Source organism: Ensifer sp. 38_S197 (assembly GCF_056924495.1).
Genome location: NZ_JBXOVZ010000002.1, coordinates 599,551 through 613,284, shown reverse-complemented (window position 1 = coordinate 613,284; position 13,734 = coordinate 599,551). Strand labels below are relative to the sequence as shown.

15 protein-coding genes, 1 tRNA gene and 1 pseudogene are annotated in these 13,734 nt (G+C 63.5%); 3 read left to right on the top strand and 14 right to left on the bottom strand.

The genetic code is table 11. From position 1 onward, the window contains the following. Positions 1 to 204 precede the first annotated feature (204 nt). From AC1Z3V_RS16200 to obgE, 8 genes are all read right to left on the bottom strand, one after another. Positions 205 to 1,527, bottom strand: coding sequence for a S41 family peptidase (locus tag AC1Z3V_RS16200; RefSeq protein WP_483500379.1), 1,323 nt, complete (start codon positions 1,525 to 1,527; stop codon positions 205 to 207). Next, the gene (locus AC1Z3V_RS16195) at positions 1,517 to 2,914 is read right to left on the bottom strand and encodes a murein hydrolase activator EnvC family protein (RefSeq protein ID WP_483500377.1); all 1,398 of its coding nucleotides are present in this window, start codon (positions 2,912 to 2,914) and stop codon (positions 1,517 to 1,519) included. Before AC1Z3V_RS16195 ends, AC1Z3V_RS16200 begins: the two co-directional genes overlap by 11 nt. Before the next feature lie 160 nt (positions 2,915 to 3,074). Then, entirely contained in the window at positions 3,075 to 3,557 is a 483-nt protein-coding gene (gene rlmH, locus AC1Z3V_RS16190; protein ID WP_483500375.1) for a 23S rRNA (pseudouridine(1915)-N(3))-methyltransferase RlmH, read from the bottom strand. 263 nt (positions 3,558 to 3,820) lie between these two features. Further along, positions 3,821 to 4,267, bottom strand: a complete 447-nt coding sequence (gene rsfS, locus AC1Z3V_RS16185; protein WP_173518198.1) for a ribosome silencing factor — start codon at positions 4,265 to 4,267, stop codon at positions 3,821 to 3,823. An 87-nt stretch (positions 4,268 to 4,354) separates the two neighbouring features. Next, positions 4,355 to 4,942 carry a nicotinate-nucleotide adenylyltransferase gene (locus AC1Z3V_RS16180; protein ID WP_429815231.1) on the bottom strand — a complete coding sequence of 196 codons (588 nt, stop codon included), beginning with the start codon at positions 4,940 to 4,942 and terminating at the stop codon, positions 4,355 to 4,357. Between the two features lie 37 nt (positions 4,943 to 4,979). Beyond that, positions 4,980 to 6,263, bottom strand: a complete 1,284-nt coding sequence (locus tag AC1Z3V_RS16175; RefSeq protein ID WP_483500373.1) for a glutamate-5-semialdehyde dehydrogenase — start codon at positions 6,261 to 6,263, stop codon at positions 4,980 to 4,982. Further along, entirely contained in the window at positions 6,256 to 7,425 is a 1,170-nt protein-coding gene (gene proB / locus AC1Z3V_RS16170) for a glutamate 5-kinase (protein WP_483500371.1), read from the bottom strand. The genes AC1Z3V_RS16175 and proB overlap by 8 nt, the downstream gene beginning before the upstream one ends. Position 7,426: 1 nt before the next feature. Further along, a complete protein-coding gene (gene obgE / locus AC1Z3V_RS16165; protein ID WP_483500369.1) occupies positions 7,427 to 8,449 on the bottom strand; it encodes a GTPase ObgE in 1,023 nt (340 codons plus the stop codon). 85 nt (positions 8,450 to 8,534) lie between these two features. Between obgE and AC1Z3V_RS16160 the strand changes: the two genes are divergently transcribed. Next, positions 8,535 to 9,395, top strand: coding sequence for an endonuclease/exonuclease/phosphatase family protein (locus AC1Z3V_RS16160; protein WP_483500367.1), 861 nt, complete (start codon positions 8,535 to 8,537; stop codon positions 9,393 to 9,395). Between the two features lie 39 nt (positions 9,396 to 9,434). Here the strand turns inward: AC1Z3V_RS16160 and AC1Z3V_RS16155 are convergent, their stop codons facing one another. From AC1Z3V_RS16155 to rplU, 4 genes are all read right to left on the bottom strand, one after another. Further along, positions 9,435 to 10,019: a GNAT family N-acetyltransferase gene (locus AC1Z3V_RS16155; protein ID WP_483500366.1), complete on the bottom strand. Its 585-nt coding sequence runs from the start codon at positions 10,017 to 10,019 to the stop codon at positions 9,435 to 9,437. Beyond that, on the bottom strand, positions 10,016 to 10,648 hold the full coding sequence (locus tag AC1Z3V_RS16150; RefSeq protein WP_483500364.1) for a GNAT family N-acetyltransferase: 633 nt from the start codon (positions 10,646 to 10,648) through the stop codon (positions 10,016 to 10,018). The genes AC1Z3V_RS16155 and AC1Z3V_RS16150 overlap by 4 nt, the downstream gene beginning before the upstream one ends. Positions 10,649 to 10,775: 127 nt before the next feature. Beyond that, on the bottom strand, positions 10,776 to 11,045 hold the full coding sequence (rpmA, locus tag AC1Z3V_RS16145; protein WP_037470908.1) for a 50S ribosomal protein L27: 270 nt from the start codon (positions 11,043 to 11,045) through the stop codon (positions 10,776 to 10,778). 33 nt (positions 11,046 to 11,078) lie between these two features. Next, entirely contained in the window at positions 11,079 to 11,453 is a 375-nt protein-coding gene (gene rplU, locus AC1Z3V_RS16140; protein ID WP_483500362.1) for a 50S ribosomal protein L21, read from the bottom strand. 293 nt (positions 11,454 to 11,746) lie between these two features. Here rplU and AC1Z3V_RS16135 point away from each other — a divergent pair. Next, positions 11,747 to 11,836 (top strand) — tRNA-Ser (locus tag AC1Z3V_RS16135). Between the two features lie 118 nt (positions 11,837 to 11,954). On the opposite strand, the pseudogene AC1Z3V_RS16130 reads toward AC1Z3V_RS16135, so the two are convergent. Both AC1Z3V_RS16130 and AC1Z3V_RS16125 read right to left on the bottom strand, forming a co-directional pair. Next, positions 11,955 to 12,449, bottom strand: a pseudogene (locus AC1Z3V_RS16130) (flotillin domain-containing protein); the annotation flags it as partial. A 104-nt stretch (positions 12,450 to 12,553) separates the two neighbouring features. Next, on the bottom strand, positions 12,554 to 13,063 hold the full coding sequence (locus AC1Z3V_RS16125) for a hypothetical protein (RefSeq protein ID WP_483500360.1): 510 nt from the start codon (positions 13,061 to 13,063) through the stop codon (positions 12,554 to 12,556). A gap of 411 nt (positions 13,064 to 13,474) precedes the next feature. Here AC1Z3V_RS16125 and AC1Z3V_RS16120 point away from each other — a divergent pair, with 411 nt between their 5' ends. Then, positions 13,475 to 13,636: a hypothetical protein gene (locus tag AC1Z3V_RS16120; protein ID WP_483500359.1), complete on the top strand. Its 162-nt coding sequence runs from the start codon at positions 13,475 to 13,477 to the stop codon at positions 13,634 to 13,636. The last annotated feature ends 98 nt before the right edge of the window (positions 13,637 to 13,734 follow it).

The window sequence follows — 13,734 nt, the reverse complement described above, 5'->3', positions numbered from 1 at the left end:
CGTTGAGATGCTTCGCAGTTCCTCTCTCCGAGCGCACCGGTGCCCTGAGAATCAGCGGCTGCGGCAGCGTCTTTACCCCTATAATTTAGCTGAGTCGCGTTGACCAGTGCGTCTGCTTTCGGCCGAGCGGATGCGCCCGGCTGAAATGCAGAGCGCCGCGTGTTCGCTCGAACACACGGCGCTCTCAATTCGATGCTCGCAGGCTTACTTCTTGAGCTGAGCCTGTTCCGGATTGGCCGGGAAGGCCGGGTCCGTCTTCTTGCCGCGCAGCAGGTCGAGCGCGTAGTTGAGCTGCAGGTCGTCCTTCGTCTCCGGCGGCACATAGGCGACCGAGCCCGACCCTTCGTCGGTCTCGCTCTGGCCCTGGATGTGGCCGCGCAGGTCGGACTCGCCCTGGGCCTCGACCTTGCCGAGCAGTTCCGGCGGCAGCGGCTGTTCGACCTTGATGTCGGGCGAGATGCCCGTGCCCTGGATCGATTTGCCGGACGGTGTGTAGTAGAGCGCCGTCGTCAGACGCAAGGCACCGGCTTCGCCGAGCGGGATGATCGTCTGGACCGATCCCTTGCCGAAGGAGCGGGTGCCAAGCACGGTCGCGCGCTTCAGGTCCTGCAGGGCACCGGCGACGATTTCCGACGCGGAGGCCGAACCGCCGTTGACGAGTACGATGACCGGCTTGCCATCGGTCAGGTCGCCGGGCGTCGCGTTGAAGCGGCGGGTCTCGTCCGGATTGCGGCCGCGGGTCGAAACGACCTCGCCACGCTCGAGGAAGGCGTCGGAGACGTTGATCGCCTGGTCGAGCAGGCCGCCCGGGTTGAGACGCAGGTCGAGGACATAGCCCTTGAGCTTGTCGGCCGGCACTTCGGCCTTGATCTTCTCGATGCCCTTCTTCAGGTCGTCATAGGTCTTCTCGGTGAAGGAGATGACGCGCAGATAGCCGACGTCGCCTTCGGTGCGGAACTTGACGGCGCGAACGGCGATGACGTCGCGCACGATCGTCAGCTCGATCGGCTTTTCCGCGCCCTTGCGCAGGATGGTCAGCTTGATCGGCGTACCGACCGCGCCGCGCATCTTCTCGACGGCGTCCTCAAGCTTGAGGCCGCGAACGTCTGCACCGTCGATCTTCGAGATGAAGTCACCGGCAAGCACGCCGGCGCGCGCTGCGGGCGTGTCGTCGATCGGGCTCGTCACCTTGACGAGATCGTCTTCCATGGTGACTTCGATGCCGAGGCCGCCGAACTCACCGCGGGTCTGGGTGCGCATGTCCTCGGCATCGGCCGAGTTCATGTAGCTGGAATGCGGATCGAGCGAGGAGAGCATGCCGTTGATGGCATTCTCGATCAGCTTGTCGTCCTGCGGCGGCGTCACGTACTGCGCGCGCACGCGCTCGAAGACGTCGCCGAAAATTGCCAGTTCGCGATAGGTCGAGGTGTTGGCCGCGACAGCCGGAACGACAGCCGAATAAACCACGCCCATCGCGGTCGCGCCCATCAGCGCCCCGACCAGAACAAGTGAAGCCCTACGTATCATTTCGCGCCTTTCCAACCTCTGCTGCGGTCCACCACGGTCGGGAATCAACCGGTTTCCCGTCTTTCCGGAATTCAATGTAAAGCGTCGGCCGGTCTGTTTCCAGCGCCAAGGCCGCAGCGCTCGCCACTCTTTTTGCGCCCATCGTTGCCAATGGTTCACCGGCCACGACAAACTGCCCGGGCTGTACGCTCACTCCCTCCATCCCCGACAGCACGACGTGATAGCCGTCGCCCGGGTTGAGAATGATCATCTGCCCATAACTGCGGAAATTGCCTGCATAGACGATCCAGCCATCTGACGGCGCAGTCACCAGCGCGCCCGGATTGGTTTCCAACATGATCCCTTGCAGGGAGTGCCCCGTGCCATCTGCATCGCCGAATTTGCGCAACAGCGATCCCGCAGCCGGATAGGCAAGCTTGTTCCTCAGCTCCGAAAACACATATGCGGGGGCAATGCGGTTTTTGTCGGGCACGGCATTGCGGGCCAATTCGCGCGCCGCCTCGCGCTCGGCCTCGCTCATGCGCCGGCGCTCTTCCTCCTGCGCACGGGCCGCTTCCGCGGCTTCGCGAACAGAGGCGATCTGGCTTTCGAGAGAGCCGATCAGACCTTGAAGATTGGTGGCCTGGCCGGCAAGTTCCTGCGCCTTGCGCTGTTCGGCGGCAAGCTCGCTGGCGCTCGACTGGCGCAGCTTCTCCTTTTCGGCGACCAGCATCGACATGCGGCGCTCTTCTTCGAGATTGGCCGTCATCGCTGCGGTCAACTCTTCCCGCTGCCGGTCGATGCCGGTGCGGATGTCCGAGAGCGCCTTGAGGTCCGCCACCAAGTTTTCGGTTTCCTTGCGCAGGCCCGGCACGACGGCGCCGAGCAGGATCGCGCTGCGCACCGAGGCCAGCGCGTCCTCCGGCGTCACCAGGATCGCCGGCGGCGGGTTGCGCCCCATTCGCTGCAGGGCGGCGAGAACCTCGGCAAGCACGCCGCGGCGTGCGTGCAGCGACTTCCGGACGGCGTCCTCCTTGGTGCGCAGATCACTCAGTTTCTTTTCGCCGTCGACGATCTGTTGCTCAAGGCCCTGCCGCTTCTTGGCGGAATCGACAATTGCGGCGCGCAGCGTCTCGTTGGTCTTGTCGATCTCGGCGATGGTTTCGCTTAGCGCGTTGGCGCGCTCCTGCGACAGCGTGATGGTCTTCGAAAGCGCGTCGAGCTCGCTGCGCGTGCTGTTACGGCGAAGAGTGAGGTCGGCGGCAGGATCCGGCGGGCCCTGTTCCTGGCCGGCCATCGTGGCGCCGGGGGGCGCGGCTTCCTGGGCGCCCGCCGGCAGGCCGATCGCGAGCGCGACCGCAAGCGCCGCCGCCTTGCGGCCAAGCCGTCCTGCGTCGTCTCTTCCCATGCTGAAAACGCTGGCCCTGCCTCGGCGCATCATCGGTTCGCGTGCGTCCATCCGAAAAATATGAAGAAAAAACCCTAATCTGATTTGGCGCGCGCGACCAAGCATATTCTCGTTATCGCTTCGTGTGCTGCGCCAGGAATACGGGCGAAGAACCGGCGCATTAAACGCGATGGTAAGGGTGTCCGGAGAGAATGGTGACGGCGCGGTAGAGCTGCTCGGCGATCAGGATACGGACGAGCTGGTGCGGCCAGGTCATCTTTCCAAGATTGAGCACGGCATCGGCGCGGGCATGAAGGCTCGGCTCGAGGCCATCGGCGCCGCCGATCGCGATCATCAGGTCGCGCTTGCCGCTGTCGCGGAATGTCCCGAGCAGCGATGCAAAGCCTTCTGAATCCAGCGCCTTGCCGCGCTCGTCGAGAAGCACGAGCAGGCTGCCATCGGCGAGTGCCCTCTCGAGCTGGGAGGCTTCCTCCCGCTTGCGCGTGTCGGCATTCGAGGCACGGCTTTCGTTGACTTCGACGACACGGGAAAGCTCGAGACCGATCGCCGGGCCGGCCTTGGAAAAACGATCGAGATAGCGGGCCGCGAGATCCTTTTCCGGCCCCGCCTTGAGGCGGCCGACTGCGAACAATCCGATACGCATGACCTTATCCGTCCTCGCTTGCGCTGCACCACGCACTGCATAGTTCCTGAAATCGGGTCGATTCAAGGAGAATTCTGTGCAGCGTCCATGGAGCCTTGCAGCGTCGGTGCGCACCTTGTCCGGTTAACGGGCCTGAAGGTCACGATCAGTCGCAATAAACTTCCGGCTGAAAGCGCCGCTCAAGACGGCGACAGCCCTTCAAATTCATGCATGACCGCAACTCGGCTCGTCCGGCATTCAGCTGCGCGGCGACCCGGTCGGTCTCAATGCAGGGTGCCGTCCTCGATCTCAGGAGCCGCCCACATCTTTTCGATGTTGTAGAACTCCCGGATCTCCGGCCGGAAGATGTGAACGATCACATCACCGGTGTCGATCAGCACCCAGTCACCGCCTTCCAGACCTTCGACACGGGCATTGCCAAAGCCCCCGTCCTTGAGGTCGGTCGTCAGGTGATCAGCAATGGCCATCACATGCCTGTTCGATCGCCCGGAGACAACGACCATGAAGTCTCCCAGCGCCGACTTTCCGGCAATGTTGATGCTGACGATATCTTCTGCCTTCGAGTCCTCTAGGCTTTCGAGGACCAGTTGAAGCGCACGGACAGCGGCTTCGTCGCTCGATCCCGTGCTGCGCGGGAATGCGGAGACCGCATATCCCTTGGCGTGTGCTGTTGTCAGGGTCTTTCCTTTCCATATGAACAGAACAGGCACTTTCGATTCGAACAAAGATCGAACCGTCCATGAATGTAGGCATCAAACCGTAGCGGTTTCAAGACAGCAGAACTGATTCCCAGGAAATCATACTCCGCCCGCGGCCCGAAGCGCGGTCGAGCTCATCGACGAACGCGGTCCGTGAATGAAGCTCCAGGCGGGGGCTGCGTGATAGGCTAGGCGGCGTGCGTCGTCCTCATCGATGCGCGCATGATCGAAGGTCTTGGCCATGCGCGAAGAGAGGTAAGCGAGCGTCGAGCCCGGCCGGTCGATGACGGCGATCGGGAAGGTGCGGGCGATCTTCTGCCAGTTCTGCCAGCGGTGAAAGTTCTTCAGGTTGTCGGCGCCCATGATCCAGACGAAGCGAATGTCGCGATTGCGGGCGCGTACGATCTCCAGCGTGCGGGCCGTATAGCTCTGCCCGAGCGCCTGTTCGAAGGCCGTCACCTTGATGCGCGGGTTGCGCGCGATCGTTTCGCTCATGGCGATGCGGTCGGCGAGGGGCGCCAGATTGTTGTGATCCTTGAGCGGGTTGCCGGGCGTCACCATCCACCAGAGCTGGTCGAGCCCGAGCCGCTGGATCGCCGTATCGGCAACCAGCACATGGCCCTGATGCGGCGGGTTGAAGGATCCACCGAAGAGGCCGACCACCATGCCGCTTTCGACATGGGGCATGCGCAGGTAGCGGGCGTTCACCTTGCCCGCCGTCACCTCAGGGCCTGACCTGTCCAGCACCGCGCACCCGATACTTGAAGGATGTCAACTGCTCGACGCCAACGGGGCCGCGCGCATGCATCTTGCCGGTGGCAATGCCGATTTCGCCGCCCATGCCGAACTCGCCGCCATCGGCAAACTGCGTCGAGGCGTTGTGGAGCAGGATCGCGGAATCGATCTCCGAGAAGAAACGTTCGACCACCGCAGGATCCTCGGCGATCACCGCTTCCGTATGCGCCGAAGACCAGGTGCAGATGTGTTCGATGGCGCCGGAAATGCCGTCGACCAGCTTCACGGAGATGATGGCGTCGAGATACTCCGTCGCCCAGTCCTCATCGGTTGCGGTCTTCAATCCGTCCATAGAGCCTGCGAGTTCATCCGACACCCGCACTTCGCAGCCGGCCGCAAGCAGGGCGCCCAGCAGCGGCTTGGCCAGCCGCTCGGCGTCGTTGCGGTCGATCAGCAGCGTTTCGGCAGCGCCGCAGATGCCGGTGCGGCGCATCTTGGCGTTGACGACGATCCTTTCCGCCATGGCAAGGTCGGCCGAGGCGTCGACATAGATGTGGCAGAGACCCTCGAGATGAGCGAAGACCGGCACGCGTGCCTCGTTCTGGACGCGGGCGACGAGGCTCTTGCCGCCCCGCGGCACGATGACGTCGATCGCGCCGGCGAGACCCGAGAGCATGGCGCCGACCGCGGCGCGATCGGCGACCGGCACCATCTGGATGGCATGTTCGGGCAGGCCGGCGGCCTTCAACCCTTCGACCAGGCAGGCGTGGATCGCGCCGGAGGAATGGAAGCTGTCGGAGCCGCCGCGCAGGATCACGGCATTGCCGGCCTTGAGGCAGAGCGCGCCGGCATCGGCGGTTACATTCGGCCGGCTTTCATAGATCACCCCGATCACGCCGAGCGGCGTGCGCACGCGCTCGATATGCAAGCCGTTCGGCCGGTCCCATTCGGCGATCACGTCGCCGACCGGATCCTTGAATTCGGCGATCGCGCGAATGCCGTTTGCCATGTCGCGGATGCGGCCTTCGGTGAGCGTCAGGCGGTCGATGAAGGCGGTGGCGACGCCGGTCTCGCGGGCGTTTTCGAGGTCGATCGCATTGGCGGCGAGGATCTCGTCCTTACGTGCAAGGATGGCGTCGGCCATGGCGATCAAGGCGGCGTGCTTGCGTTCGGCGCTGGCGACGGCAAGCGGTCGGCTGGCGGCCTTGGCCCTGCGGCCGATCTCCAGCATGACGCTTTCGACGTCGTCCTTGTTCTTCACCTCGTCAAGCATGGATCTCATCCTTCCGACTGCCCTCGTCCTGGGCGCGTTTTCCGGTCATCACCATATCATCGCGGTGCACCATGGCGGCGCGGCCGGCATAGCCGAGGATCACGGCGATCTCGGCCGATTTCTTGCCGGCGATCTGCCGGGCCTCGTCGGCGTCGTAGCCGGCAAGGCCGCGGGCGATCTCGCGGCCCGATACGCCGAGAATGGCGATCGTGTCGCCGCGGCTGAAGCTGCCGGTGACGGCGCGGACACCGGCCGGCAGCAGGCTCTTGCCCGAGCGCAGCGCCTCTTCGGCGCCGGCGTCGACATCGAGCGTTCCGGCCGGCAGCAATTGCCCGGCGATCCAGGTCTTGCGCGCGGTCACCGGCGAACCCGACGGGGCAAACCAGGAGGAGCGGGCGCCTTCCTCGATCGCGGCGAGCGGATGGTTCGGCTTGCCGGAAGCGATGATCATGGCGCAGCCCGCGGTGGTCGCGATCTTGCCGGCATCGATCTTGGTGCGCATGCCGCCGCGTGAAAGCTCGGAGGCCGCACCGCCGGCCATGGCTTCGATTGCGGGCGTGATCTCGGCGATCGTTTCCAGGAAACGGGCGTTCGGGTCGAGATGCGGCGGGGCGGTGTAGAGCCCATCGATATCGGAGAGCAGCACCAGAAGGTCGGCGCCGACCATGGTGGCAACACGGGCGGCGAGGCGATCATTGTCGCCATAACGGATTTCCGTGGTTGCCACGGTGTCGTTCTCGTTGATGATCGGCACGGCGCCGAGCTTCAGCAACTGGTTGATCGTTGCGCGGGCATTGAGATAGCGGCGGCGCTCCTCGGTATCGCCGAGGGTCAGCAGCACCTGGCCGGCAACGATGGCGTCCGTCGAAAGGCTCTCCGACCAGGCGCGTGCCAGTGCGATCTGGCCGACGGCGGCGGCCGCCTGGCTTTCTTCCAGCTTCAGCGCGCCCGAGGGCAGCTTGAGCACCGTGCGACCGAGCGCGATTGCGCCTGACGAGACGACCAGCACCTCGACACCTTTGGCCTTGAGGCCGGCAATGTCGGCGCACATCGCGTCGAGCCAGGATTTCTTCAACCCTGTGGCGCGGTCGACGAGGAGTGCCGAGCCAATCTTGATGACGACCCGGCGATACTTCAGAAGCGGCTTACGGGTCTTGCTCATGTCAGACGTTCTCCTCGCCGGACTCTTCGCCTGCCTTCGCGGCGACGATGACGCCACGAAGGGCCCTCAACGCTTCGGTCATACCCTTGCCGACGGCGGCGGAGAGCAAGAGCGGCGGCTGGCCGCAGGCCTTCGCCAGAGCCTTGCTCTTCGCCTTCAACTCGTCCTCGTCCAGCACGTCGATCTGCGACAGCGCCACGATCTGCGGCTTGTCCTCGAGGCCGCCGCCATAGGCTTCAAGCTCGTGTTTCACCGTCTTATAGGCCTTGGCGACATCTTCTTCCTGGGCCGAGACGAGATGCAGCAGCACGCGGGTGCGCTCGACGTGGCCGAGGAAGCGGTCACCGATGCCGACGCCTTCATGCGCGCCTTCGATGAGGCCCGGGATGTCGGCGATGATGAACTCGTTGCCGTCGATGGTGGCGACGCCGAGATTGGGATGCAGCGTCGTAAAGGGATAGTTGGCGATCTTCGGACGCGCGCGGGTGCAGGCGGCGAGGAAGGTCGACTTGCCGGCATTCGGCAGGCCGACGAGGCCGGCGTCGGCGATCAGCTTCAGCCGCAGCCAGAGAGTCTTCTCGTCGCCTTCGAGGCCCGGATTGGCCCAGTTCGGCGCCTGATTGGTGGAAGACTTGAAATGCGCGTTGCCGAAGCCGCCATTGCCGCCGGCGGCGAGCCGGTAGCGCTGGCCCTCGGCCACCATGTCGACGATCAGGGTCTCGTTGTCTTCCTCGAAGATCTGCGTGCCGACCGGCACCTTCAGCGTCACGTCGTCGCCGCCGGCGCCGGTGCGGTTGCGGCCCATGCCGTGCTGGCCGGTCTTGGCCTTGAAGTGCTGCTGGTAGCGGAAGTCGATCAGCGTGTTGAGACCGTTGACGGCCTCCACCCAGACGTCGCCGCCGCGACCGCCATCGCCGCCGTCCGGTCCGCCGAACTCGATGAACTTCTCGCGTCGGAACGAGACGGCGCCTGCGCCGCCGTCGCCGGAGCGGATGTAGACTTTCGTTTCGTCGAGAAATTTCATTGGGCTGCCATCTGTTCGGTGGAAGGGCGCGGTCTTAATTTGCCGCCATCGATATAGGCGGTTTATTCGGAGGTCAAAGAATATCGTGCGGTTCGTCAGCTACAACATCCAATACGGCCTTGGTCTCGATGGCCGCTTCGATCCCGAAAGGATCGCGGCCTCGATCGGGGACGCCGATATCATCGCGCTGCAGGAAGTGACCCGCGGCTTCCACCGCAACGATCACGTCGATCTGGTTGCTCGCTTCGAAAGGCTGTTCCCGGGTCATTTCACGGTCTTTCACGCACCCTGCGACGTCGACATCGGCTCGTCGGTCGAAGACGGCCGGGCCGTCAGCCGCCGCTTTCAATTCGGCAACATGATCCTGTCGCGCTGGCCGATCCTTTCGACGCGGCTGATCTCCCTGCCGCGCACCCGCACGATCAGCCCGATGAACCTGCAGCGCGGTGCGACCGAAGCGTTGATCGCGACACCCAGCGGCCCGCTCCGGGTCTATTCCGTGCATCTCGACCATGTGCTGCCGGCCGAGCGCATCGCCCAGATCCGTTATCTCAAGGACCGGCTGCTCGGCTATCCGCTCGAAGGCGGCGCAATCACGGGGGCGGCCGATTTCGGCCTGTCCGAGCCGCCGCATCCGGAGGACTTCGTCGTCATGGGCGATTTCAACATGGAGCCGGAGACGCCGGAATACAACACCATGGTCGGTTCGCGCGACGCCTACTACGGTCGCTCGCTGCGGCTTGAGAACCCGGTCGATGCGCTCGCCCATCTCGGTCGGCTGACGCCGGAAAGCTATAGCTGGATTCATCCCGAAAACCCCGAAAGACGCATGCATCTCGACTATTGTTTTCTCAGCGCCGGCCTCGTTTCGCGGCTGACGGACGCCTGGATCGACTATGGCGCCAAGGGCTCCGACCACTTGCCTGTCGGATTCGCGCTCGCATGACAAATGCCCCCCGCGAAGTGAGCTTCGCGGGGGTGTCTTTCAATGTGGTCGACGCAGATCGGCAGCGGTCAGCCGCGTTTCGATATGCGCGACCATGGCATTGCGGGCGAGCGCATAGACCTGGCTGCAGCCGGTGATCTGGAACCCGATCTTCTCCTGCACCTTCAGCGAGCCCGGATTGTCGGCAAAGACGCCCGAATGCAGCGTCGTTTCCGGCATGCGGCGGAAGAAGCGCTCGACCGCCGCATAGGTCGCCTCGGAGGCAAAGCCCTTGCCCCAGTAGAAACGGTTCAGCCAGTAGCCGACATGCCACTGGCCATGCCGGAGCTCGATGCCGACACAGCCGATATGCACGTCGTCGCCTGACGTGACGGCGAAGGTCCAGTCAGGCGTCAGTCCGGAGGTCCGTGACGTGAGCCAGTCGAGCGCATCCTGCAGGTCGTAGGGGGCGGGAACGCGCGCCAGCATGCGCGCGACCTGGAAATCGCCGAGCGACTGGGCGATCGCCTCGGCGTCATCTCGCCGGTGCGGGCGCAGGACGAGACGCTTCGTCTCGATGACCGGGCAGGGGCCCGGACCGGGGCGGGCGACGAGCCGCTGGCGTTCGGAAACGAGCGCGTTCATCGCATGCCTCCCCAGCTTCTCAAGGAGACCCAGGTCTTGCGGTCGAGCCGGTACCACTCGACGGCGATCGAGCCGCCGAGCGCCAGGCTACCGACCATGCCGCTGCCCTGGAATTGGAAGCCGCACTTCTGGATGACCCGGCGGGACGCCAGATTCATGACCCGGCAGCGCGCATCGATCTGGTCGATGTCGCGGGTGCGGAAAGCCATGTCGGTCAGGACCTGGGCGGCCTCGGTGGCATAACCCTGGTTCCAGTAAGGTTCGCCCAGCCAGTAGCCGAGTTCCGCCGTCTTGCCGTCCGGATGCGGCTCGATACCGCAGCAACCGAGAAATGCGCCATTGTCCGCCTTGGTAATCGCGTAGACGCACTTGCCAATCGTGCCGGCTTTCGCGCGTCGCACGAAGTCGGCGGCGTCGGCCGTCGTGTACGGGTGCGGCATGCGCGAGACCATGGTCGCGACATTGGCATTGTTGGCAAGATGGGCAAGGGCGTCGATATCGTCTTCATGAGGGGCGCGCAGAACGAGCCTGGGTGACAACAATATCGGGCAATCGGTCCTTGACCGTTGGGGCCTCGGCCTCTGCTCGGGAGACCGGGATTGGTCTTCCCTCAACAACTCGGTTTGCATGGTTTCCTCCAGAAACGAAAAAGGGGAGTTGGGTCTTGCCCCATCTCCCCTTTTCAAGTCTGGCCTGGAACCATCAGGTGCGTCAGCCGGGTCGATGAGACGCCGGCTGTTTTAGAGCGCTACCGGCTTATTCCGCTGCTTCGGCTTTCGGCATTACAGACACGTACACGCGGCCATTGGCCTTCGTACGGAAGTCCACGTTGCCGGCCGTAAGTGCAAAAATCGTGTGGTCCTTACCGAGGCCGACATTGGCGCCCGGATGCCACTTCGTGCCGCGCTGGCGCACGATGATGTTGCCTGCAACGACGTTTTCGCCGCCGAACTTCTTCACGCCAAGGCGCTTGGACTCAGAATCGCGACCGTTACGCGACGAACCGCCAGCTTTTTTGTGTGCCATTGGTGTTCTCCTTTAAACCTTAGATCCAGGAACTCAGTTTGCAGCGGCTTCGGCGGCAGCTTCGGTCTTCTTCGAAGCCTTCTTCGCCTTGCCACCGGAAGCAGCGATGTCCAGGATACGGACGGTCGTCTGGTGCTGGCGGTGACCGCGCGAGCGCTTGGAGTTCTGGCGGCGACGCTTCTTGAAGGCGATGACCTTCTTGGCGCGGCCCTGTTCCACAACTTCAGCGCTGACAACGGCGCCTTCGACAAACGGAGCACCGATGGTTGCATCGGCGCCGACGCCGACCATCAGGATCTCGGTGAATTCGATCTTGTCGCCTGCAACGCCTTCCAGCTTTTCGATGGTGAGGACGTCGTTGGCGGCCACGCGGTACTGCTTACCGCCGGTCTTGATGACTGCGAACATTTTTTATCCTTTCATGTTCGATCCGGCTCTTTGCCCAAGGACAAGGCCGTCTTTTTCTCAGTCGACAGGTAAAGTGGAGACCTTATCGGCTTCCACCGGTGAAAGGGCGCAAATCACACCCGATGCGGAGTAGCCAGGCCACACCACTTCATTGCGCGGATTACAGGGAATCGCGCGTGTGTGTCAAGGCGAAAGCAACAGGGGCGTTACATATTCTTCAAACAGGCACTTGCCAGCACCCGAATCTGCCGCTATGAACCCGACCGCGCTCACCGAGCGCCAACCAGTTATGCGGAGAGGTGGCAGAGTGGTTGAATGCACCGCACTCGAAATGCGGCATAGGTGCAAGCCTATCGGGGGTTCGAATCCCCCCCTCTCCGCCAGACTCTTCTTTTATCTCACCACAATATGATGTCACGGGCAGCCCCACTTTGGGGGCGGTCATGCCCAATGTTTGATCCCCGCCCGCCTCGCAAGGCCAGGGATCGGATCCGTCCTGCATCACTTCTTCGGTGATTTCTCCGCGGGCGTTGGCGCGGCCTGCAGGTCGCCGAGGAGCGACGAAATGGCGTTTTCGCCGTTGAAGCCGGCTTCCTTCAAGAGTTGATCGAGCACCGGTTTGTTGGCCTGGTAAGCGAGCAATTGGCCGGCCAGGCCGTCGCCGAGGCCGATACCGTTGGTGGTGCCTTCGCCGCTCGCTCCGCGTCCCAGCATGCCGCCGGTGTCGAAGATGCGGATGTCCGAGATCTTCTCGATCGGCTTGACCGCCTCGGCCAGCGCTTCGGGAATGATGCGGATGCGTTCGCGCAGGATTTCGAACTCGATGATCGCAGGACTCAGCTTGTTGCGGGCTTCGTTGAGCAGCGCCTCGCTTTCGGCTGCGGCCTTGCCGGTTTCGAGTACGCCCTTGGCCTTGATGATCGCTGCGTCGGCCTCGGCGGTGGCGAGCGTCTTGATCGCATCGGCCTGGTCGAGCGCCGCCTGCTTTTCGGCTTCCCAATTTTCTTACGTTGAACGCGACTACGGTCGCAGCGCTTGCAAAGCGGGGCGGAACCAGTAGAGGCGGGTGACGCCGGAAGCGCGAAAATCGCCGGCGAAAATCAATCCGCCGCGTTGTTGCGGAGCCAGGTTTCCAGTGCGGCGATCACCGACAGCCGCAGGCTTGCGCCCTTGGACAAGGCGCGGGTGAGGGACATGTCGTCGCCGGCAAAACCCATCTCGGCCATGATGTCGTTCGCACGCATCCGGCGGCGGTTCATGACGGTGCGGATTTCGGAGATCGCTTCGGGAAGCAGGTAGCGGCCGCTGGCAATGGCGGAGGGTTGGTGCGCCGCGCGTGGCGGATCGACTTCAACCTGTGTTGCGGCCAGTTTCACGGCGTCGTTGCCGCTCAGCCAGTTCAGGAAAGCCTCGCGTTCGGCGGGGCTTGCCTTGGTCCAGGAATTCTTGAGCTTGTCGAGGCGGGTGCGCTCGTCCTTGAGCCCTGCCGCGACGAGCGCCTTGCGCAGTGACGGGATGCGGCCGGAGAGCAAATCCGCATGGATATCAGGGAAATCGAGCTTCAGGCGCTGCATGTCACCGGTTTCGTCGCGCTTGGTTTTCTTCGACATGCTCATTCCCGCGTCGTTCGTCCAGGCCGTTTCAGCGAAACCACATGCCTCGTCTCCGCAACCGCGTGAACTTGGCGAAGCAGCGCTTTCGCGTTTCTGGCGCAGCCGCGCGGATGACAATGCAGGGTGCCTGAGCCGAGGTGATCTCGTCCAAGCCTCCGCCGCGCTCCCACGCTTCTGCGCGACATGCTCTAGCGTGGTCGATCGCCCGGTGCGAGCGAAATAGCCCACTATCCTCTGTCCTTTACGGACCATTGCCGATAGAACCGGGATCGAAGCGGTGCGCCGCGCGATATCCAATCGGTATGTTCGCTCGACGCTTTGACGTCATGCATCCAGCTTTACGCAAGTCCCTTCGCCTATCGTCACCTCAATGGCCGGGATGTGACACGGCGAATGAAGGACAATGATATGTCAACCGATATCGAGCATTATCGCGACCCATCCGATTCGATGGTCGCCCTCTATCTCGCCAACAACGACGGCGACGAACTCACCGATGCCCTAGTCGCCGCGCTTGAAGACGCGTTCCGCATTCTGCGCGACGAGATCTCCGGCGAGACGATGCACTGAAGCGGTGCCGCTTATCGCGGCCGCTGGTTGGGTTGCCGCCGTAGCCGCCATGTCCGATGGACGCTGTCCGACGGAAGAATGCTCGTCAGCCCCAGTGC